Here is a 20303-nt window from a genome sequence, read left to right on the forward strand (position 1 = left end):
ATACCCTTTTGATGCTCTATTTATGAGCTAGAATTCTAGCATATTTTTATAATAAGATTTAGTTTGATGCAATTAATCTATCAAGATACTGATATCTTATTTTGTTTAAACACTTCTTCTGGAGATGTTTTGTACATGATTTTTTCATTCAATAGGTTTTTCTTTAATGAAGACAATAATCCCCGCTTTTCCCACCACTTTTAGACTCTAGCTTGATATCGCTAATAACCATTGATTTATCAATTGCTTTGACCATATCATAAATCGTCAAAAGTCCTATACTCACACTACTTAAAGCCTCCATTTCAACCCCAGTCTTTCCTTCTGTTTTTACGCAAGAGGTTAAAATAAAACTATGAGAAAAATCATCTTGAGAAATGTCGATATCAACACCATTTATCATCAATGGATGGCACATTGGAATCATATCGCTTGTCTTTTTCGCACCCATAATTGCAGCAATGATTGCAGTCTGCAACACAGGTCCTTTTTTACCCGTTTGTGAAATGACAGCCTCATAGGCTTGCTTATTCATAGTGATTTTACCACTTGCCTTAGCCTCTCTTTTGGTTATATCTTTTTGACCTACATCTACCATTTTTGGACGATTTTTTTCATCAATATGAGTGAGTTGCATTTAAATTCCTTATCAAGATGTGATTTTATCTATCAAGACTTTGGGCGGAAAATCTTGATATTATCTTCATTTGCGTTAATATATCTACCACCAATAAGATCTATACAATAAGGAATAGCAGGAAATACCGCCTCCAAACATTCTTTTATACTCTTTGGCTTCCCAGGTAAGTTAATAATTAAAGATTGCTTTCTAATACCTGCGGTTTGTCTAGATAAAATAGCTGTAGGGACATATTTTAAGCTAGTTTGACGCATCAATTCCCCAAAACCAGGCATCATTTTCTCGCATACATTTTGTGTTGCTTCTGGGGTAACATCTCTACTTGCTGGTCCTGTGCCTCCTGTACTAACTACCAGATCACAGTTTTGAATATCACACAAGTCTATAAAATTTTTTTCAATTATATCTTGCTCATCTTCTATGAGTCTATAAATATATTCGCACTCATTGAGTATATATTCTTTTAAAACATCTTGAATTGCCTTTCCAGAAATATCTTCATAGATACCATTAAATGCTCTATCGCTAGTAACGACAATTCCGATTTTAATTTTATCCATCAATTTTCCTTGCATTTTTATCAATCCATCCAATGATTCCTTGAGTGTCATTTACATCAAACACACAAACCCCTACAGGAAGAATTGAAATATTTTTTGTATCTTTATCTAGTGCAAAAGCATCACTATAAGACAGATATTCTTCTTCTATCTCATCTCTTGCAACACAAATTCTAGGGAATTCAAGTTCTTTGAGACCTTCAATAAAAACATAATCTTTATCAAAAAATACTCTATATAAAAAATCCATATCCAAAACATCTTGAAAAATCATCGTTGTTTTACTTGGTGAAGCAAGGACAACATCCGCACCTGCTTGAAAAAACTTATAGCTATCTTTACCTTCAGTATCAATTTGAGCTTTATTTTTAGGATCGTGCTTTATAACACCTATAGAATAATCTGAAGATAAAATCTTGATAATTTTTTCAATTAATGTGGTTTTTCCGCTATTGCTTTTTCCAGTAAATGCGACTATCTTCATTAGCTTAAAATACCACTCCCACTCAAATAATGACTCCTATGGAATGCATAAATACGTTCATTGCCCTTGAGATCATATTTCCAAATTGGAGCATTATGCTTAAAATCCTCTATAAACTCCTCATAAACCTCTAAGGCAAATTTTCTATGAGCACATAAAACAGCTGACATATATGAGCTTTCGCCATTTTTCACATCTCCAAATGAATGTGCCATCATCAAAATCACCCCTTGATGGCTTACTTTTTCTTGCCAATGAGAAAACCATTTATTTAAAAGTGGCTCATAAATATCAAAACTAAGTCCATCTATGCCAGATTCTTCTCTCACAATCCCTGTAAAAACACAAAATGCCCCAAAGTTTCTATTTCTCGCTTGTGATTCCCATTTTTGGTAGATTTGATATGTTGGCAAAGCACCTTCATAGATCTCTAACATTTTCTAACCACCACAAACAGGAGGCAAAATAACAACTTTATCACCATCTTTTAAGGGTGTATTTATATCCTCTACCAAAACATCATTGATGGCTAAAGCACTCATAGAAAGCCATTTTTGAACACTTTCAATTGTATTTAATTTCTCTTTAAGCTCTACCAAATTTTTTACATCTAGCTCCATTTTTTTTTCACCAATAGGTCCTAAAAACTCAACACTTACCATTATATGCCTCCTATTAAAAAGTTTCTGAAAAGAATTATATCAACTTCCTGCCCACTATATAGATTCCCTTCATTTTCTGGCAAAACCACAAGGGCACTCTGACCACATAGATTGTTTATGACCGAACTTTGAAAAGCTCTTTTTTTTGAAAAACCTACATGATACTTGCCATTAAAAATCTCTAAATCACAAACTCGAAATTCCATTCTATTATCATTTCTAAGAACATCTTCAGTTAAAGTTGCTTTCAAAAATTGATGCTGGTAATTCATACCAAGCATTCTAGCAAAAACAACACTACCAAATAAATAAAAACTCAAGGCGGCCGAATTTGGCGATCCAGGTAATCCTAATAAGTACTTTGTTTTTCCATTTTGGTGATAAAGTGCATATGTAAAAGGCTTACCAGGTTTGATTCTAACACCCTTAAAAAGCACCTCACAAAGCTCTGCAAGTACTTCTTGGGTAAAATCATAATCTCCCATACTCATACCTCCTGTGCTTAATAAAATATCACAATCTCTCAGTGCCTCAGACATAAGCTCTCTTATAATTTCCTTATTATCGGGTATTATGGGATAAAGAATTGCTTCTCCTCCCATTAAACTCACCATTGCTTTAAGCAGATGATTATTCACGCTATAAATTACATTTTCATTTTCCCTATGTTCTCCAACCTCTATTATCTCTGAACCACCTGTCAAAATAGCAACTTTTGGCTTTCTAAAAACCTCTACAAAAATTTGATTTAAATCTGCTAAAAGCCCAATTTCATACGCCCCTATAGCACTCCCTTTCTTGAGTAAAACATCTCCCTTGCAATAGTTTTCTCCAATACATCTCACCCACTGCCCTTTTTTGGTTACTGGGGCATCTTGGGATAAAAATACCTTATTGTCTCTAATGACACTATACTCAACTAACAAAATCGTATCTGAACCTTTAGGCATTTTTGATCCCGTAAAGGTTTTGATAGCACTAGCAGGTTTTAAAGAAAAATCAAAATTCGCACCTGCTGGATTATCGCCATCTAAAACAAGCCCCTCTTTTAAAAGCTTGGGGAAGTCCTCAAAACAAAAAGCATAACCATCCATGCTTGAAGTAGGAAACTTAGGCATATCAATTTTAGCAACAATATCTTGAGCTAAAACTCTACCTAAAGAATCACTAAAAATAACCTTCTCAACACTCATTGGTGCAATATTGGATTTGGATACCAGATCCAATGCTTGGTAAAAACTAATATTTTTTTCCATTACAATAAATGCCCTAATTTCGCTTTCTTGGTGGCTAAATATTTTTCATTATAACAATTACTTGGTACAACAATGCTGTCCCTACTGACTTCAACATATTTACTCATCGCTTCAATTTTTTTAGGATTATTTGTGAGTAAGCGAATTTTTTTGATTTTATAGTATTCAAAAATATCACCCACAAGCGAGTAATTGCGATTGTCACTTTTAAATCCAAGTGCTTCATTTGCCTCAACAGTATCATAACCTTTATCTTGAAGGGCATAGGCATTCACCTTATTAAAAAGTCCAATTCCTCTACCTTCTTGACGCAAATATATCAACATGCCGCCTTTCCCGTTTTCTTGTTCTTGTGCTATTTTTTCCATCGCAAGTGCAAGTTCGCCACCACAATCGCACTTGTGAGAACCAAATACATCTCCAGTGAGACATTCAGAATGAACTCTTACAAGTGGAGCATCGCAAAATTTATCTGTAAAAACAACTAAATGTTCTACTGGACATTCACACTCTTTTTCTAATTTAAATTCTCTAAATGATTGTATAAAAAAATTCCCAAATCGGGTAGGCAACTTTGCCTTTTGTGAAACTTGAAATTTTTCCAAAAAATATCCTTTTATTCATTTTATGCGATTATATCAAGAAAAATATCGATTTTAGAAAACCCTAAAATTGATAAGCAAAACTTACCCCTGTTGGAGAAATACCTGTTAAGATTTTATTTTTATTTTTAACGCCCACAAGCTCTCCAAGTCCAAGATCAGAAATGATAAAACCTATAGGATCCATTAGCGCAATGAGCGTATAACCCAAAACTCTAGAACCAAAAAGTTCGCCATTATTGGACTGAATATAACGTGTAAATTGATAAAAAATTTCTCCAAATATTGAACCCATCGCAGGGGTATAAATCAGATCCTGCCAACTAGGTATCTCAACAAAAGCTTCAATACCATATTCCCAAAAAAAAGCTGAAGTGATAAAAGAAAAAAGCACAGACTCTGCCCAGCTATAACCAGCTTTACGTGGTTGGAGATAATACACAGCTCCAAAATATGGATGGGCAACACCATTGAGCCAAAAATTATCATCATCTACAGCAGGAGCCACTTGGACATCTTGAACCCAACTCCTAAATCCAAACCTTTCTCTATCCCAATTTGTAACGCTCTCAGGCATCAAGTATAAACCTGCAATGCCTACAAACAATCCCGCACCCAATATTCCAGCACTAGTCCCTAGATATTTACCCTTACTATCAGGCACGTAATAATAAGGATTGCCTGGCTGATCAGGTTTTGCAGGAAAATTCCAATGCCTTGACTCAGGATTTTTAAGCGTCTCTTCAAGCGAAGAGCCAAACAGGCTTGTACAAATACACAGGATCGCTAGGGTTTTTAAAACATTCAAATTCTTAATTCTCCGAAAGTAAATCGCTATTGAAAGCAAAGATTTTATCTTAGTATTTTAAATGATTGCATATACAATTATTTAAAATAAAATGGTACAATCTAGAATTCAAAAAACAATAAGTAACTCTTTATCTAGTAGGAAGATTGATGGCAATTATAGGAAAATTACATTCTTTAGAGCATTTATTCCAAAAAACAGATGATCTTAAATATCTATACGAATATCTTCAGAACGCGACAAATCCAAATCATTCTACTCATCAAGCCATCATAAATACTCCATTAAAAACAGAAAACAAAATTGATTTAATCAGTGGAATGTTCGCCATAATCCAATCTTATCCTCTGAAAAATCCAGATGATGCATTCTATGAAACCCATATCAAGTATATAGATTTCCAACTAGTGATAAAGGGGGTAGAATTTTTTGAAATCGGGGATAAAACAGATTTTGAAATCAAAACACCCTATAACGAAGAAAAAGACCTGATTATTTATAAAAAAAGCCTCAAAACCTCAAAGCTCAGACTCCATGAAGGAATGCTAGGAATTTTCTTTGATACCGACGTACACGCTGGAGGGCTCAGTATGGATGAAACACAAGAAAATGTTTCAAAAGTTGTGATCAAAGTTCCAAAATCAATCGTAAAATTAAAACTGTAGAAAAATAATGAAATATTTGTTTTTATTTTTATTTTTTATAGATTCTGTATTTGGAAATCAATTAGCGGGAATTTATCAATCCCAATCCTTTTTACTCTTCAAGAGTGCTTATGTTGAGTTCTTTGAATTTAATGGTAAATATTATGCTTATGGCATAGAAAATACAGATCATTCTCCACCAAAAAAAGATTCTAAAAACCCAAATCCATATCTTAGAAATCGAAGTGATAAGGGAGTGGTTTTTTTATATGGACTCGTTCATACTTCTGCAGACAATTATAAATATGGCAAAGCGTATAATTTTTATGATGGCAGAACCTACCATATCAAAATTCACCAAAGAAAAAATGGAGATTTAGATTTTCGCTCCAGCATTGATTCAACAGGCTATATAGGGAAAACTTTTTTGTGGAAAAAGCTAACCCAAGATGAGATAGAAAAAGCGGGTATCAAAAGACCTAATTTTCATGAAGTTTTAAACACTATTTCTGAGCTTGATCTTTAAATTCTACCCATTTTTTGGCAATCCTCACAGCATTTGTTGCCGCCCCTACACGTAACTGATCTGCCACGCACCACAAGTGTAATATTTTCTTATCATAAATATCATTTCTAATACGCCCTACATAAGTTTCATCGGTATCTATAGAAATAATAGGCATTGGATAAAGCTTCTCAGCAGGAGTGTCTACGACGACAATATTCTCAGATTTTTCCAAAATTTCTCTTGCCATTTGTGCTGTGACTTCACGCTCAAAAGCTATACTGATAGATTCACTATGCGATCTCAAAACAGGAACTCTCACACAAGTTGCACTCAATGGAAAATCAGCTCCTAAAATCTTATGAGTTTCATTGACCATTTTCATCTCTTCTTTTGTGTAATCATTGGGCATAAAAACATCAATTTGTGGAATCAAATTAAGAGCTATCCGATGTGGAAAAGTTTGTGGCTCACACTCTTCTAGTTCAAATGCAAAAAACTTTTGCATTTGGGTCACAAGCTCCTCCATCCCTTTTTTACCCGCACCACTCACTGCTTGATAAGTACTTACATCCACGCGTTTAATTCCAAATGCCTTATGAAGAGGTCCTAAAACTTGCACCATTTGAATGGTAGAACAATTCGGATTGGCAATAATCCCTGCACCTTTGCACTTCAGTATATCTTTGGGATTCACCTCAGGAACGATGAGAGGAACATCATCTTGCATCCGAAAATGACTTGTATTGTCTATGACAAGTGCTCCAGCTTTAATTGCACTAGGGACAAATTCTGCACTCACACTTCCTCCTGCTGAAAAAAATGCGATTTCTATCCCCTCTTTTTCAAAGACGTTATGAGTGGTTTCCAATATCTTGTGATTTTCGCCAAATGCTTGTATTTCTTCTCCAGCACTACGAATACTAGCTAGAGGTACTAGCTTTTTGATAGGGAAATGTTGCTCATCTAAAACTCTAAATAGCTCTTCTCCGACAGCACCACTAGCCCCTACCACTCCAACAACATATTTTTTCATCTCTATCCTACCTTTTTGCGTATCTTCTCAATATAAAATATAGCCTTTAGTGTCATTTTAAAATTCTTAAATTTTATCAAAATAATCACAAAATTAGTATCAACCTAATATGAAATTATGAAGTCTTTTATAGAATTTTATTTAAAAAACTTGTAAAACCTATTTTCCAAAGGTGCTAATTCTAGCATTTCTTTATCGCCCTCACTATCCCCATAGGCATAAATCTGGGTGTAATCTTTCAAAACATATTTGCTTTGAATTCTATTTACCTTTTCCTTGCCATAACAGTTAAGACTAGCAAACTTCCCACTTAGCCTTCCATTTGTAATTTCCAAAATAGTTCCTATGCAATCTATCTTTAGCTCTTCGCATAAAGGCCTGAGATATTCTTCAAAACTCGCACTCACTAAGACAACCTTATGTCCTTGTTTTTTATGCCAGTATATTTTTTTTAATGCAGATTCTTTTAGAGTTGTTTTTAAAATCGGTAAAAATTTCTCACATTTATCTAGAAATTCTTTAGATTCATATCCTTTGAAAAAATAACCACTCAATCTTTCTTTGGCATAAGAATTTTTTAATATACCCATCAGATATCCAAGCAAAATATATAGATGAATGAAAATACCCCAATAAAATCCCCTTTTTCCGACCAAAAACCTTACAAATAAAAATAGGCTATCCTTGTGAGTCATGGTGCCATCAAAATCAAAAAAAGCAATATTTTCTCTCATTTTATTTCTCTTTTGAAGTCTTGTATTCATCATAGGCTTCTAAGAGCATATCTCCATCTTCTTGCAATGGTTCCCAACCCAAGATATTTTGCGTTTCTGTAATATCTACGATATATTCTTCATCGGCAATTTCATACTGTTCCTTATACATAATTTCTAACCCCAAAAATCCCAAAAACCCCAAACAAAATTTTACAAATCTCCCATAAGTTGGTATCAGTAAGGATTTTGAACCCGTCTGTAAAATAACTTTTCTGAGTAGATCTTTTACTTTTGGAGGATTTTTACTCCCTAAATTAAATTCAGCATTAGGGATACCTTTTTGCAATGCCAAATAAATCGCATTCGCACAATCTAGAACGCTCACCATTTGATAGCAATTATTCCCGCTTCCAATCATAGGAATAGGCAATCCCATATCCATAAGTTTGAATAATTTTATCAAAATTCCAAATCTACCCTTCCCTACTATCATGCGAGGGCGAAAGATAGTTATATTAAAACCCTTCTTTCGATATTCTTCACAGAGCTTTTCAGATTCAAATTTACTCTTACCGTAATCTCCAAAAGGATTTTTAGGATGATGTGAATCAATAGGCAAGTATTGAGGTTTTCCATAAACCATATCTGTGCTGAAATAAATCATTTTATTGCAACCTCTTTTTTCCATTGCCTCTAAAATATTTTTTGTCCCTGAAACATTGGTATCAAAAAAATATTCCTTTCTGTTTTTTCTAGGTGGCTTTAAATGGTATTGTTTAGCGGCTAGATGGATCACGTTATCATCACTTAGAAATTCAAAGTCAATTTTTTTAGCAATATCAACACAAAAAAACTTTGATTGATTGGGAAGTTTTTTGGGCTTTAAAGTATCTAATATAATAATCTCGCTCTGAATTCCTGTAGATTTTTTAGAAATCAGATCCACTACATATTCACCCAAAAACCCCGCTCCACCCACGATGATATAACGCATTTTTATCCTTTAGAAATACTCAAGAAGAGCAAACCCGCACAAATAAAAGCTATCCCTATCATTTTATAAAATGTTAAAGGCTCTCCAAAGCTATAATAAGCAATAATTGCTGAAAGGATGAAGCCTAGACTCAAAAATGGATATGCGATGCTGACATTCACCTTTGAAAGCACAACCATCCAAGAAAGAATACTGATAGCATAACAACCCATACCAAGCCAAAGATAAATATTTCCCAATCCTCTAAGAATGAAATCCATATTCAAAGACAAAGAACCAAGACTCATCATTCCTTTTTTAATAAAAATCTGTGCAAAAGAATTCAAAGCCACTGAAAAAATTATGATTGGAATAAATTTAATCATTTAAAATCCTTTTAATGTGAGGGTATATCTTCTGATATCTGAAAACTATCCACTCCAAACTTATGTGCATACACCCCATTAGGCCACTTGTTTGGATCTGTGCCTGGATTGGCATAATCTCCAAAATTTTTATATGAACTCTCAAAAACTCTTCTATCTACAATAATATGTTTATTTCCTTTGAGTTTTTCTTGCTCAATATAAGAAAGCATATTTTCCCATCTGATAGAATGTTTGAGATATTGTATTTGCACAAAAAAACTATAGGACACACTCATGAATATAACCAAAGAAGCCACATATTTTCTGTGTTTAAAATGCAACAATTGGTATATCTTAATAAAAGAAAAAATCATTATGGTAAATAACATTAGATGGCTAAATAATCTTGTTCGATTTGGAATATTTGGCACCTGCACCAACGCAAAACCACCTACAATCCAAAAACAATACAACAAAAAAGCGATGAATAAAAACTTTAAATCTTTACTTTGATTTTTGCGTAAAAAGAAACATCCTAACAAAACCACAAAAAAAGATAGAAAGAAAAATAAAGTATGAGATAAATGCTTACCAAAAACTAAAAATGCAGCACAAAAAAGAATAAAACCTAACCATAATAATACCTTATGGCTTTTTGATTGCAAAAATTTAACAAAAAAATAAAAGAATATACTCAAAATAGAGACCGCAAATGTATTTGAATAATAAGCGTTGATAGCAAGAGAAAAACGTTTGATTTTATCTATGAAAGAAAGTCTTAAAAAATCTCCTATACTTAAAAACTCTGGAAAATATACAGCTCTTAATCTTGGGCCAGGGGAAAAATATAGCACACAATAGCCTATCAAAAATCCTATAATTCCTGCATAGTACCAAGATGGAAGTTTAATCTTAGCAATAAAAATGGCAAAAAATAAAAAACAAATCTGAGCGATTATGGTGATAATTCCTCCAAGCTCAGTGCACCAACCAGCAAAAAAATTCAATACAAAAAAGAGAAATACACCCAAAAAGGAGAAATTTTTCATTTCTATCTTTTTGTCTAAAAAATATAAATTCCAAAAAATCCTATAGGGAATCAAGCATAATATAATCATCAAAACAGAAAAAAGATTATTAAAAACTCCACTCCCCCACAAAAAGTCTGAACCAAAAGCACTAAAAAAAAGAATCAAAAATAAACTTAAAAATAAAACCAATGCATCAAGTTTGTATTTGGGCCATCTGCCAAATACAAGTATAAAAAAAGCAAGAAAAAATCCTGTCTCTAAACCCGCAAGCAAAATATCAAAATAAATGCTTCCATTATATTTTGCTAAAAATCCTACGTATATAAAATCACCAAACCTTGAATTCCAACTAAGATAAGACCTTATAGCACTATCTAGACCATTTAAAGCTTGATAGTAAGCATCAAAATCATCACTCTGAGGAGGAAACAACATATTTACGGTAAATAAAAACAAAAATAGATACAATACACTACCTAAAACAAAATAATCACTCTCTTTTTGTTTTTGCATATTCATTTCATTAATTCCTTTTTATTTCTATCTAAAAAAAGTAGCCAAAACGATGATATTAAAATCATCACACTCCCAACAAAACAAAAAATAGATCCCATATTCATTGCCCAATGATATCCATCTGGAAGAAAATTTTGAATCCTAGAACCAATCCAAAAAAACAATGCTAATATTACCAAAAAACACATCGAATAATAGGTGCTTTTAAGACAAAATTTTGCAAACAATATGGCTATAAAAAACATATACTGATCATATCCCAAGTGATAAAAGGTTCCTAACGATAACAGTATAGAAGAAGCAATGATTCTCGCTGGGGGGGGGGGAATTCTCAAACATATCCAAATATAAGCACAATATATGAGTGTAATCACCCATAAAAAGGGATTTGAAAATGAAAAAAAGCTCCCATCAAATAAACTCCTAGATAAACTCATCAAGTCCGAAGGGCCAACTCCAGTAGCCTGTGATGACACCTTCAAAGGCAGAATCAAAGATTCCCATATGGTAATATCAAATTGCAATGCAAATAAAATCACAAAAACAAGATTAATAATCCCTGCAAAAATCACTTCTTTTATATATCCTGCTAGAAAAAATCCTATCAATATAGGGATTCCAAAGGAATATTTAGTGAATAAAATACTCAAACATATAGTTAAAATAAGCCAATTCTTTCGATACATATAGCCTAGTGCAAGAAAAAAACCAAGAATAATAGCAACTTGGCCATTTGCAATCACATTGCCAAATGTATAACCAAACAAAACAAAAATACTCACAAGAAGCAAAAAGGCTAGATTGATTTTTTTATAAAATAAGAACATCGTACCGAAGAAACATATAACACTGAAAATAGCAAAAAATATTTTGGCATTCTCAAAATCCATCAAAGCAAATGGATACATTAAAACATAAAGCATCGGTGCATAGTTTGGATCTTGAGCCATAAAAGTATCACCACTTAAAGATGCAAGATAAGGATTGATAGAATGAATAAAATTTCCTAATCCCCAATATTGAGTCGCAGGATACCATTGCATATCTACACTACCATGAATAGACAACACCACACTTTGATAAACACTTTTACTTGCAATAAATACAAAAATAATAATGAATAATAATTTATATTTATCAAATAAATATAGCATCAATATCTTTATTCTATCTAGCAACTCCATCTTAATATCCATTTATAAAAAATATTTTAATTTCCCATATACATCAATATCCAAAAACCAATTAACCAGCACAAAATAACACTTTGCAAAAATCTATCTTGTAATATTATCTTGCTAGGATTGCCACTTTTTTGTTCCACAAAAGTCACTTGCATATATCTAAAAATTCCTGCCAAGACAAATATACTCGTGAGATACAAATAATCACTATGGAGTCTTAATTTCACTTCTGGGGAAATACTCCATAAGATATAAGCAATCATCACAACAGAAGCACTGATAGCCATAGCAATGTCTAAAAATTGACGATTGTATCCATCAATAACTTTACGCATTTTTTCACCACTATTTTCATACAAAATCACATCATCGCGTCTTTTTGCTAAGGCCAAAAACAATGCCAATAAAAATGTCATCACAATAATCCATTCAGATAATGGAACATTGATACTTAAAGCTCCAACAAATAGTCGTATCACAAAACCACTAGCAATAATAAAAACATCAATGATAGGAATATGTTTGAACTTGAAGCTATAAAATAAATTAATCACAATATAGATGACAACAGGTAAAATCACATTAGAAAGTAGCCATAGCAAACCACCCACAGCAATGAACAAAAGTGCCAATGCAATCAATAACGCTACTTTGGGTTTTATTTTTCCACTAGCTATGGGGCGATTTCTTTTGCTAGGATGAATACGATCTGAAGGTGCATCAACAATATCATTGATGATATAAATCGCACTTGCACAAAAACAAAAACATATAAAAGCAAATAGAGAATTTATTATAGAACCCTCATCAAAGAATCGGAAGCTAAAAAACGCTGGAAGAAAAATAAAAAGATTTTTGATATACTGGTGAAACCTCATTAGATAAAAAATGTTAAGGATACTCACTAAAACCCACCCCATTATCTATTTTTCCTAGCAGTATGCCTAAAAATAACTTAAATAAGAAAAATAGTTCATTAAATCATTTCACTTAAAAACAAAAATAAAATCAAACAGAAGGGTTAAAAACCCTTCTAAAAACTATATCAAGCTCCCACCTTTTTTATGATATTTGATGATGCCTTCAGCACATCGATATGCCAATGCGCCTGCAGTTCCAGTGGGATTATATCCACTATTATGAGCAAAATTTCCAGCACCAACCACAAAGAGGTTTTCCATATCCCAATGCTGCAAATACTTATTCACCACACTAGTTTTTGGATCTGCCCCCATTATAGTGCCTCCGACATTATGCGTTGATTGATAAGGGATAACGCTATAATCAACAATTTGACTAGCAGAAACAATTGATTTTGGATTCATCGCTTTTACAATTGCCTCTGTTTGCTTGGTGATAAACTTAAAAAGTGCCCTATCTTGATCGGTAAAATTATAAGTCATTCTCAGTAATGGAACTCCATAAGCATCTTTATAGGTAGGATCTAAAGACAAGTAATTTTGATAAAAAGGCATTGAAGCACCTTGCCCACCTACTGATATCGCACGAGTATAATTATGCACAGAGGCTTTTTTGAATTCACTTCCCCAAGAAGGAGTTCCAGCAGGAACAGGATTACTCAAAATAGGTCTAGCACCACTTTGAAGACCATACACTAAAGCTCCATGAATAAAATCCAAACTAGAGTGATCGAAATTATCTCCATTAAAATCATCTATATTCGTTCCTAGAGCTCCAGATCCCATAAAAACATTGAATTGCTCATCAAAAAATGCTGTTGTTCCAGGATTTAATTGATAACAATAGTTCTTACCCAAAGTTCCCTTACGTGTCTTAGGATCATATTGCTCTCCTATCTTGGAGACCATCAATAGCTTGGCATTATTAAGCACAAAGCTACTCAATACAACAATATCAGCAGGTTGTATATATTCCTCCAAAGTCTTGGTATCAACATACTTCACTCCGATAACTTTATCACCCTTTTTAAGAATCTCTATGACATTTGCATTGCATCTGATTTCATAATTACCTGTTTTTAATGCTGTGGGAATAACCGTAACAATAGGACTTGCTTTAGCACCATATTCACAACCAAATCTTTCACAAAAAGCACAATACTGGCAAGGATTTAAAACTTCTCCATCAGGATTAGTATAGCTCCCTGAGCTATTTGAAGCAGGCATTCTGTAGGGATTGTAACCCATTTTTGTTGTTGCCTGTTCAAATTTTGAAAGAATAGGAGTATTTTTTAAGGGAGGCTGAGGATAACCATTTGACCTTTTTCCAGAAAATGGATTTTTTGCTTCTCCTGAAACTCCTGCTGTTTTTTCAAATCTATCAAAATAAGGTTCCATTTCATCATAAGTAATCCCCCAATCTTGAATCAAATAATCTTTTGAAAGCTTATTTTTACCATAACGTTTTTCGGTCATTGTTTTGATCTCAAAATCATAAGGAAAAAATCGATATGTCCAACCATTCCAATGAACTCCTGCACCTCCAAGATTATCTCCAAGCAAAAAAGAACCTAATTTCCTCATAGGAAGAGCTTTTTGTTTAGGAGAGTTTCTAAAAGTTACAGTTTCTTTAGAAAGATCTTGCATCAAAGCATAATTCACGGCATAACGCCATTCATCATGCACTTGCACAAAATCTTCAGTGCTTCTCATATCGCCACGCTCTAATCCAACAACTTTTAATCCTGCTTTTGCACATTCAGCAGCTACAATACCACCTGTCCAGCCAACACCCACTGTCAATACATCCACTTTTTTTAATATTTTTGCCATTTTATTTTCCTTGCATATCGGCCAATGAAATAGGCGAGAGTTTTTGAAATTTATCATCTGCAACAAATGCAAGATAAGACATCTGAGCTCCTGGAAATTCCTTCATTTTCCATCCTTGCATTTTGTCATTACCGCTATAAATGGGATCTGCATAAACTCCAGCAAGAGTCATTTCCCGCAAAAGAGAAAAGAAATAACTTGATAAAACACCCTTCATAGAAACCTTATCAGCTTCAAAATCTTTAAGAATCAAATCTTGATCTTTACTATCTAAATCTACAAAACTCTTTTTATAATGATGTATTGCTTGTTTTTCTATGGTTTTTACTCCCTCTAGGAAAATATCTCTGCGAATCATAGGAGTTTGATACCCTTGTGTTGAAGTGCCGTTTTCAAAAGGTCCTTGCATGTATTCCCTAGCATTATAGCCATAAGCACCTGCAAGTTCGTTATCTATAAAATATGGCACACCAAGCTCTATAGCACCAGCTCCCAAATCATCTTTTGGAAATATTCGCTCACAACTAGCTGATAAAACAGCAAAATCTATATCTTTGGTAAAAAACATTCTCCCTCTAGCTTGAGATTCTTGGGCAATATTATTATGATGGGATGCCTTCATAGATGAACGATCCCCTTTAGAATCATCACAACCTGAGAAAGTACTAGCAAAAACACCTCCGCCCAAAACAGCTCCTGCTGCTAGAGTAGAAGTTTTAAAAAAGTTTCTTCTACTCAAAAGTTCATTTTTTTTATTCATATTATCTTCCTTGTGATTATTTTGATACATTCTGATTGTAATCCAAAAATACCAACAATAGAAAATTTAATTTAGATATATAAGGGAAAATTTTTATCCATAATGCTAAAATAAGTCTAAATTCAAGTGAAAAAATAAACCAGAAAGACTTAACATTGTATGATACAACCGCATCCTTTAAGTTTTATCAACATTTTTTTGACCCATCTTTTCCATATCTAGATTCCTGAACATCTATAAAAAATTCTTTTTGGGTTTTGGGTATCTTATCTGGATGAAATTTTTCCATATACTCAATATATTTATCATAACTTGGAAGTCCAACCAAAAGATGAAAAAAACGATCGGACTTCCTATAAGCTTTTTGAATTTTAGATAAAAATCCCATTTTAGGAAACTTTTACGTATGGGGATTCACATAAACTAGGTTTGACCTCACTTATGCCCCTGAATGAAGAAATGCAAATTCGCAAACAAGAAAAAATCACTAGGATAGTTACAAGCATAAAAAATATGCATAAAACTGCATTAATAACATTGCTTGTGATAGCACTATGAATGGCTGAAATTTGAGCAGGATCACTTATGCTTGAGAGCTTAGCGGAAAGATTTTGAGCTATGGCAATATGACTCACGCTATCACTTAATACATTTCCAGTTGCAGGGAGAACCTTTTGGATTCCTGCATAAAATGTCGCAACAAGAACAAAAACACAAGGAAAAAAACTCACCCAAGCATATTTACCTTTGCCCATTTTGAATAATATGGCACTCACAAGCAATAATGCCATACTCGCAAGCATTTGATTGCTAACACCAAAAAGTGGCCAAAGAGTGTATATGCCCCCTTTTGGATCAATGGCTCCTTGATAAAGAAAATATCCCCAACCCGCCACACATAAAGCTGTAGCAATAACCCCTGCAAAATACGAATGAGTATTGCCAAAGGGTTTATAAATATTTCCCAAGATGTCTTGAACCATAAAACGACAAGTTCTAGTACCTGCATCTACAGCAGTAAGGATAAATAAAGCTTCAAATAAAATAGCAAAGTGATACCAAAACCCCATCATCTGTGTTCCGCCAATAATCTGATGGATAATCAATGCTAAGCCAATAGCAAAAGTAGGTGCTCCTCCTGTTCGACTCAAAATACTCTGTTCGCCAATATTTTGAGTGATATCATTGATTTCTTGTGCAGAGATTTCAAACCCCCAGCTAGAGATAGTTTGTGTGGCCAAAAGAACATCTTTACCGATACTGATTTCAGGTGAATTGATGGCAAAATATAATCCAGGATGCAAGATAGTAGCGGCAATAAGTGCCATAATTGCAACTCCTGATTCCATAATCATCGATCCATATCCCACTATTCTAATATGAGATTCTTTCTCTATCATCTTAGGCGTAGTGCCAGAAGAAATTAATGCGTGAAAACCGCTAATAGCACCACACGCAATGGTAATAAATAAAAATGGAAACAAACTTCCAGCAAATACAGGACCACTCCCATCAAGATATTGAGTGAGTTTTGGCATCTGTATAGGAGGAGCCACATACAAAATAGCAAGTCCCATCGCTATAATCACGCCAATCTTCAAAAACGTACTCAAATAATCACGTGGCGCCAAAAGAAACCACACGGGCAAAATAGCTGCCACAAAACCATAAGCTATCATCATCATAGCAAGTGTAGGGGCATCAAAAGTAAAAAAACTTGCCAAAACAGGATCAGAAGCAATATGACGCCCAAAATAAAGAGCTACCATCAAAAGAATAAATCCTATTATGGAAGTTTCTCCAACTCTCCCTGGACGTATAAATCTCATATAAATTCCCATTAAAATAGCTATTGGAATTGTCATAGCAATTGTAAAAAATCCCCAAGGACTATCTGCTAGAGCTTTCACAACTACCATAGCTAAAATTGCAATGATAATAAGCATAATCCCAAAAGTTCCAAGCATTGCAAAAAATCCTGTGATTTTACCCATCTCATCTTTTATCATCTCGCCCAATGATTTACCATTTCGTCTTACAGAGATAAACAAAACAACAAAATCATGAACTGATCCAGCAAGAACCCCTCCAACCAATATCCAAATCATACTAGGAAGATACCCCATCTGAGCAGCAAGTATTGGTCCTACAAGCGGCCCTGCCCCAGCAATAGCAGCAAAATGATGTCCGAATAAAACAATTTTGTGAGTGGGAACAAAATCTCTACCATCATTATTTACCACCGCAGGAGTAGCTCTAGCATCATCAAGCCCCAATATTCTATAAGCAATAAATTTACTATAAAAACGATAGCCAATACTATAGATACAAACACTCGCAACCACCAACCAAATCGCACTGATACTCTCACCTTCATTAAGCGAAAGTACGCCAAAACAAAAAGCACCAAGAATGGCAACAAAAGCCCAAAATACATACCAAAAAACTTTATTCATTCATCTTCCTTGAAAAATCTTATTTGAGGAAGATTATGATAGTGCATAAAAACATTATTTGGAATGATTTCTAGGTAAATTAGAAACACAATAAAGGGATTTTTGGAAAAAAAGTGACAATTTTAGAAAGAATAAGAAAGAAATAACCTCCAGGATAGAATCCTAAAATGAAACCATCCTGAAATGAAATTATTTTTGCTCAGGCACCCAAGTAGTTTCCTCACTTGATGTAGGAGCTTTTTCAGTGTTTTTTTCTTCTAGGGCACAACCTAAAAATATTACTGCTACGATACTCATTACAACAAAAGCTTTTAACATAATCTCTCCTTTAAATGTTTAGCTACCCTGTAATTATATCTAAAATGCACTTACTTTGAAATTTTTCTATTTTTCAAGATATCTGCTATCAAAAATGCAAGTTCAATGGCCTGAGTAGCATTCAATCTAGGGTCACATTGAGTATTATAGTTACAACCCAACCCTGCTTCTGTGATCTCTTGAGAACCTCCAACACATTCAGTGACATCTTGTCCTGTCATCTCCAAATGCACTCCACCTGCGTGGCTTCCCTCTGCTTTGTGTATTTCAAAAAAACTTTTTACCTCACTAAGCACACTATCAAAAACCCTAGTTTTATATCCCGAACTTGCTTTAATAGTATTCCCATGCATAGGATCAGAACTCCATAAAATTTCCCTACCCTCACCTTTGAGTGATTTGAGTAATTTTGGAAATTTTTCATCAATTATATCCGCCCCCATACGCACGATAAGATTCAATCTGCCTTCTTCGTTTTCAGGATTGAGTAAATTACAAATCCCCATAATATCACCTTTTGTAACATTGGGTCCTATTTTTACCCCCACAGGATTTTTAACTCCACGCAAGAACTCCAAATGTGCTTCTTGTAATCCCCTTGTTCTTTCTCCAATCCAAAGCATATGAGCAGAACAGCCATACCAATCTCCACTCAAACTATCTTGACGCACAAGTTTTTCTTCATAGTTGAGTAATAAAGCCTCATGGCTTGTATAAAATTCAGTTTCTTTTAAAATGGGTGTATTTTCTGTATTGATGCCACAGGCCTTCATAAAACCAAGTGTTTGAGTAATACGATCTGCAAGTTCTTCGTATTTTTTTCCAAAATCATTATTTTTTACAAAACTTAAATTCCATCTATGAACCTCATTTAGATCCGCCATTCCTCCTTGTGCAAAAGCCCGTATCAAATTCAGCGTAGCCGCACTTTGATGATAGGCTCGTAACATTCTTTTAGGATCTGGAGTCCTAGAGAGAGGATCAAATTCAATTCCATTTATCATATCACCACGATAACTAGGAAGTTCTATTCCATCAATCACTTCAGTATCAGAAGATCTGGGTTTGGCAAACTGTCCTGCTAAACGTCCAACCTTTACTATCGGACAACTCCCAGCAAAAGTAAGTATGGCTCCCATCTGAATAATTACTTTAAACATATCACGTATATTGATGCCATTAAATTGAGAAAATCCTTCTGCACAATCCCCTCCCTGAAGCAAAAATGCTCTTCCTTTAGAGGCTTCCTTAAAACGTTCTTTAAGATTTCTAGCCTCCCCTGCAAAAACAAGCGGAGGGTAACTCGCAAGCTCTGCTTCAACTTCCTGAAGTTCTTTTGCATTATTATAAATAGGGTTTTGCCTGATGGGAAAATTTCTCCAAGAATCAGGACTCCATTGTTTATTTTGATGAGAGGATGGTGGATTTGTTATCATCTAAAATTGCTCCATTTTGTTGCTAAAAACGGTTGCATTCTATCCTAAACTTATCAATAAATTTTCAAATACTTAAGCGTATGATAAAAATTCTAGTAATTTATTATTCTAAATACCTCATCTCTCAAAAATATCTTCAAAAAAACTAATTCTATCATCCCAAAACGAATTGGTTTTATCACGTCATTGATCGAATTTTTGGTACAATACCCTCATAAAATAAGCACAAATAAATAAGGTAAATGATGGTAACGCTTGATGATAAATTGCTTGAAAAGCTCGAAAAATTAGGAATGATAAAGATTGATGAAGCCAAAAAGGAAGAGATAAGAAAAGATCTCAGTGATGTTTTAGGATTTGTAGATAATATTTCTAGTTTGGATTTAGAGGGGATTGAACTTGAAAGCAAAAATCTCAAAACTCCACTCAGAGAAGATAATAAAGAAAATAATCCTGAGATCCCTGAAAATATTCTCAAAAATGCCCCAAATTCAAAAGATGGTTATTTTATCGTGCCAAAGATTATTGAGTAATCCTTGCAAAATTTAATTTGTTTGAAAACTTGATTTAGAAAATTTGAGTATGCCACCTACTG

At 33.8% G+C, this 20303-nt stretch carries 24 protein-coding genes; 3 read left to right on the top strand and 21 right to left on the bottom strand.

Going from position 1 to position 20303, the window contains the following annotated elements; all coding sequences use genetic code 11:
- Nucleotides 1-163: 163 nt before the first annotated feature.
- From moaC to BKH42_RS05590, 8 genes are all read right to left on the bottom strand, one after another.
- The gene (gene moaC, locus BKH42_RS05555) at nucleotides 164-637 is read right to left on the bottom strand and encodes a cyclic pyranopterin monophosphate synthase MoaC (protein WP_095295635.1); all 474 of its coding nucleotides are present in this window, start codon (nucleotides 635-637) and stop codon (nucleotides 164-166) included.
- Nucleotides 638-669: 32 nt separating this feature from the next.
- Nucleotides 670-1200 (bottom strand): molybdopterin adenylyltransferase, encoded by a 531-nt coding sequence (mog, locus tag BKH42_RS05560; protein WP_095295636.1) that lies wholly within the window; start codon nucleotides 1198-1200, stop codon nucleotides 670-672.
- The gene (gene mobB / locus BKH42_RS05565; RefSeq protein WP_095295637.1) at nucleotides 1193-1684 is read right to left on the bottom strand and encodes a molybdopterin-guanine dinucleotide biosynthesis protein B; all 492 of its coding nucleotides are present in this window, start codon (nucleotides 1682-1684) and stop codon (nucleotides 1193-1195) included. The genes mog and mobB overlap by 8 nt, the downstream gene beginning before the upstream one ends.
- On the bottom strand, nucleotides 1684-2121 hold the full coding sequence (locus tag BKH42_RS05570) for a molybdenum cofactor biosynthesis protein MoaE (RefSeq protein ID WP_095295638.1): 438 nt from the start codon (nucleotides 2119-2121) through the stop codon (nucleotides 1684-1686). The genes mobB and BKH42_RS05570 overlap by 1 nt, the downstream gene beginning before the upstream one ends.
- 3 nt (nucleotides 2122-2124) lie before the next feature.
- Complete coding sequence (locus BKH42_RS05575; protein ID WP_095295639.1) at nucleotides 2125-2346, bottom strand: MoaD/ThiS family protein; 222 nt, start codon at nucleotides 2344-2346, stop codon at nucleotides 2125-2127.
- Nucleotides 2346-3602: a molybdopterin molybdotransferase MoeA gene (locus BKH42_RS05580; RefSeq protein ID WP_095295640.1), complete on the bottom strand. Its 1257-nt coding sequence runs from the start codon at nucleotides 3600-3602 to the stop codon at nucleotides 2346-2348. Before BKH42_RS05580 ends, BKH42_RS05575 begins: the two co-directional genes overlap by 1 nt.
- Nucleotides 3602-4207 carry a GTP cyclohydrolase II gene (gene ribA / locus BKH42_RS05585; RefSeq protein ID WP_095295641.1) on the bottom strand — a complete coding sequence of 202 codons (606 nt, stop codon included), beginning with the start codon at nucleotides 4205-4207 and terminating at the stop codon, nucleotides 3602-3604. The genes BKH42_RS05580 and ribA overlap by 1 nt, the downstream gene beginning before the upstream one ends.
- Nucleotides 4208-4268: 61 nt before the next feature.
- The gene (locus BKH42_RS05590; RefSeq protein WP_257874274.1) at nucleotides 4269-5012 is read right to left on the bottom strand and encodes a DUF3943 domain-containing protein; all 744 of its coding nucleotides are present in this window, start codon (nucleotides 5010-5012) and stop codon (nucleotides 4269-4271) included.
- A gap of 149 nt (nucleotides 5013-5161) precedes the next feature.
- Between BKH42_RS05590 and BKH42_RS05595 the strand changes: the two genes are divergently transcribed.
- Both BKH42_RS05595 and BKH42_RS05600 read left to right on the top strand, forming a co-directional pair.
- Nucleotides 5162-5677, top strand: a complete 516-nt coding sequence (locus BKH42_RS05595) for a YhcH/YjgK/YiaL family protein (RefSeq protein WP_095295642.1) — start codon at nucleotides 5162-5164, stop codon at nucleotides 5675-5677.
- Nucleotides 5678-5684: 7 nt separating this feature from the next.
- On the top strand, nucleotides 5685-6182 hold the full coding sequence (locus tag BKH42_RS05600) for a DUF2147 domain-containing protein (protein ID WP_095295643.1): 498 nt from the start codon (nucleotides 5685-5687) through the stop codon (nucleotides 6180-6182).
- Here BKH42_RS05600 and BKH42_RS05605 read toward each other — a convergent pair.
- From BKH42_RS05605 to BKH42_RS05660, 13 genes are all read right to left on the bottom strand, one after another.
- Nucleotides 6160-7197, bottom strand: coding sequence for an aspartate-semialdehyde dehydrogenase (locus BKH42_RS05605; protein WP_095295644.1), 1038 nt, complete (start codon nucleotides 7195-7197; stop codon nucleotides 6160-6162). The genes BKH42_RS05600 and BKH42_RS05605 overlap by 23 nt on opposite strands.
- A gap of 137 nt (nucleotides 7198-7334) precedes the next feature.
- Entirely contained in the window at nucleotides 7335-7931 is a 597-nt protein-coding gene (locus BKH42_RS05610; RefSeq protein ID WP_095295670.1) for an HAD family hydrolase, read from the bottom strand.
- A gap of 1 nt (nucleotide 7932) precedes the next feature.
- On the bottom strand, nucleotides 7933-8907 hold the full coding sequence (locus tag BKH42_RS05615; protein ID WP_095295645.1) for an NAD(P)-dependent oxidoreductase: 975 nt from the start codon (nucleotides 8905-8907) through the stop codon (nucleotides 7933-7935).
- 2 nt (nucleotides 8908-8909) lie between these two features.
- Complete coding sequence (locus tag BKH42_RS05620) at nucleotides 8910-9272, bottom strand: EamA family transporter (protein ID WP_095295646.1); 363 nt, start codon at nucleotides 9270-9272, stop codon at nucleotides 8910-8912.
- 11 nt (nucleotides 9273-9283) lie between these two features.
- Complete coding sequence (locus BKH42_RS05625) at nucleotides 9284-10804, bottom strand: DUF6056 family protein (RefSeq protein ID WP_095295647.1); 1521 nt, start codon at nucleotides 10802-10804, stop codon at nucleotides 9284-9286.
- On the bottom strand, nucleotides 10801-11955 hold the full coding sequence (locus tag BKH42_RS05630) for a hypothetical protein (RefSeq protein WP_143428570.1): 1155 nt from the start codon (nucleotides 11953-11955) through the stop codon (nucleotides 10801-10803). The genes BKH42_RS05625 and BKH42_RS05630 overlap by 4 nt, the downstream gene beginning before the upstream one ends.
- Before the next feature lie 56 nt (nucleotides 11956-12011).
- Nucleotides 12012-12905 carry a decaprenyl-phosphate phosphoribosyltransferase gene (locus BKH42_RS05635; protein WP_257874275.1) on the bottom strand — a complete coding sequence of 298 codons (894 nt, stop codon included), beginning with the start codon at nucleotides 12903-12905 and terminating at the stop codon, nucleotides 12012-12014.
- A gap of 120 nt (nucleotides 12906-13025) precedes the next feature.
- Nucleotides 13026-14738 carry a GMC family oxidoreductase gene (locus tag BKH42_RS05640; protein WP_095295649.1) on the bottom strand — a complete coding sequence of 571 codons (1713 nt, stop codon included), beginning with the start codon at nucleotides 14736-14738 and terminating at the stop codon, nucleotides 13026-13028.
- Nucleotide 14739: 1 nt separating this feature from the next.
- On the bottom strand, nucleotides 14740-15498 hold the full coding sequence (locus BKH42_RS05645) for a gluconate 2-dehydrogenase subunit 3 family protein (RefSeq protein ID WP_095295650.1): 759 nt from the start codon (nucleotides 15496-15498) through the stop codon (nucleotides 14740-14742).
- A 187-nt stretch (nucleotides 15499-15685) separates the two neighbouring features.
- Nucleotides 15686-15886, bottom strand: a complete 201-nt coding sequence (kcuS, locus tag BKH42_RS05650; protein WP_095295651.1) for a KCU-star family selenoprotein — start codon at nucleotides 15884-15886, stop codon at nucleotides 15686-15688.
- A 1-nt stretch (nucleotide 15887) separates the two neighbouring features.
- Nucleotides 15888-17954 carry a carbon starvation CstA family protein gene (locus BKH42_RS05655; RefSeq protein WP_095295652.1) on the bottom strand — a complete coding sequence of 689 codons (2067 nt, stop codon included), beginning with the start codon at nucleotides 17952-17954 and terminating at the stop codon, nucleotides 15888-15890.
- A 189-nt stretch (nucleotides 17955-18143) separates the two neighbouring features.
- Nucleotides 18144-18272 (bottom strand): hypothetical protein, encoded by a 129-nt coding sequence (locus tag BKH42_RS09860; protein ID WP_257874276.1) that lies wholly within the window; start codon nucleotides 18270-18272, stop codon nucleotides 18144-18146.
- Nucleotides 18273-18322: 50 nt separating this feature from the next.
- Nucleotides 18323-19708: a 3-deoxy-7-phosphoheptulonate synthase class II gene (locus BKH42_RS05660; RefSeq protein ID WP_095295653.1), complete on the bottom strand. Its 1386-nt coding sequence runs from the start codon at nucleotides 19706-19708 to the stop codon at nucleotides 18323-18325.
- 245 nt (nucleotides 19709-19953) lie between these two features.
- On the opposite strand from BKH42_RS05660, the gene gatC reads away from it, so the two are divergent.
- The gene (gene gatC / locus BKH42_RS05665; RefSeq protein ID WP_095295654.1) at nucleotides 19954-20241 is read left to right on the top strand and encodes an Asp-tRNA(Asn)/Glu-tRNA(Gln) amidotransferase subunit GatC; all 288 of its coding nucleotides are present in this window, start codon (nucleotides 19954-19956) and stop codon (nucleotides 20239-20241) included.
- Nucleotides 20242-20303 lie beyond the last annotated feature (62 nt).

Origin of the sequence: Helicobacter sp. 13S00482-2 (assembly GCF_002272795.1) — a bacterium.
Taxonomy (GTDB): Bacteria; Campylobacterota; Campylobacteria; order Campylobacterales; family Helicobacteraceae; genus Helicobacter_J.

What these genes read in the sequence shown, in the direction of transcription:
- moaC (WP_095295635.1), bottom strand. Translation starts at nt 637, where the DNA reads ATGCAACTCACTCATATTGATGAAAAAAATCGTCCAAAAATGGTAGAT.
- mobB (WP_095295637.1), bottom strand. Translation starts at nt 1,684, where the DNA reads ATGAAGATAGTCGCATTTACTGGAAAAAGCAATAGCGGAAAAACCACA.
- BKH42_RS05640 (WP_095295649.1), bottom strand. Translation starts at nt 14,738, where the DNA reads ATGGCAAAAATATTAAAAAAAGTGGATGTATTGACAGTGGGTGTTGGC.
- BKH42_RS05625 (WP_095295647.1), bottom strand. Translation starts at nt 10,804, where the DNA reads ATGAATATGCAAAAACAAAAAGAGAGTGATTATTTTGTTTTAGGTAGT.
- BKH42_RS05615 (WP_095295645.1), bottom strand. Translation starts at nt 8,907, where the DNA reads ATGCGTTATATCATCGTGGGTGGAGCGGGGTTTTTGGGTGAATATGTA.
- BKH42_RS09860 (WP_257874276.1), bottom strand. Translation starts at nt 18,272, where the DNA reads ATGTTAAAAGCTTTTGTTGTAATGAGTATCGTAGCAGTAATATTTTTA.
- kcuS (WP_095295651.1), bottom strand. Translation starts at nt 15,886, where the DNA reads ATGGGATTTTTATCTAAAATTCAAAAAGCTTATAGGAAGTCCGATCGT.
- BKH42_RS05660 (WP_095295653.1), bottom strand. Translation starts at nt 19,708, where the DNA reads ATGATAACAAATCCACCATCCTCTCATCAAAATAAACAATGGAGTCCT.
- BKH42_RS05645 (WP_095295650.1), bottom strand. Translation starts at nt 15,498, where the DNA reads ATGAATAAAAAAAATGAACTTTTGAGTAGAAGAAACTTTTTTAAAACT.
- BKH42_RS05570 (WP_095295638.1), bottom strand. Translation starts at nt 2,121, where the DNA reads ATGTTAGAGATCTATGAAGGTGCTTTGCCAACATATCAAATCTACCAA.
- mog (WP_095295636.1), bottom strand. Translation starts at nt 1,200, where the DNA reads ATGGATAAAATTAAAATCGGAATTGTCGTTACTAGCGATAGAGCATTT.
- BKH42_RS05600 (WP_095295643.1), top strand. Translation starts at nt 5,685, where the DNA reads ATGAAATATTTGTTTTTATTTTTATTTTTTATAGATTCTGTATTTGGA.
- BKH42_RS05580 (WP_095295640.1), bottom strand. Translation starts at nt 3,602, where the DNA reads ATGGAAAAAAATATTAGTTTTTACCAAGCATTGGATCTGGTATCCAAA.
- BKH42_RS05605 (WP_095295644.1), bottom strand. Translation starts at nt 7,197, where the DNA reads ATGAAAAAATATGTTGTTGGAGTGGTAGGGGCTAGTGGTGCTGTCGGA.
- BKH42_RS05575 (WP_095295639.1), bottom strand. Translation starts at nt 2,346, where the DNA reads ATGGTAAGTGTTGAGTTTTTAGGACCTATTGGTGAAAAAAAAATGGAG.
- BKH42_RS05655 (WP_095295652.1), bottom strand. Translation starts at nt 17,954, where the DNA reads ATGAATAAAGTTTTTTGGTATGTATTTTGGGCTTTTGTTGCCATTCTT.
- BKH42_RS05630 (WP_143428570.1), bottom strand. Translation starts at nt 11,955, where the DNA reads ATGCTATATTTATTTGATAAATATAAATTATTATTCATTATTATTTTT.
- BKH42_RS05610 (WP_095295670.1), bottom strand. Translation starts at nt 7,931, where the DNA reads ATGAGAGAAAATATTGCTTTTTTTGATTTTGATGGCACCATGACTCAC.
- BKH42_RS05595 (WP_095295642.1), top strand. Translation starts at nt 5,162, where the DNA reads ATGGCAATTATAGGAAAATTACATTCTTTAGAGCATTTATTCCAAAAA.
- BKH42_RS05620 (WP_095295646.1), bottom strand. Translation starts at nt 9,272, where the DNA reads ATGATTAAATTTATTCCAATCATAATTTTTTCAGTGGCTTTGAATTCT.
- BKH42_RS05635 (WP_257874275.1), bottom strand. Translation starts at nt 12,905, where the DNA reads ATGGGGTGGGTTTTAGTGAGTATCCTTAACATTTTTTATCTAATGAGG.
- gatC (WP_095295654.1), top strand. Translation starts at nt 19,954, where the DNA reads ATGGTAACGCTTGATGATAAATTGCTTGAAAAGCTCGAAAAATTAGGA.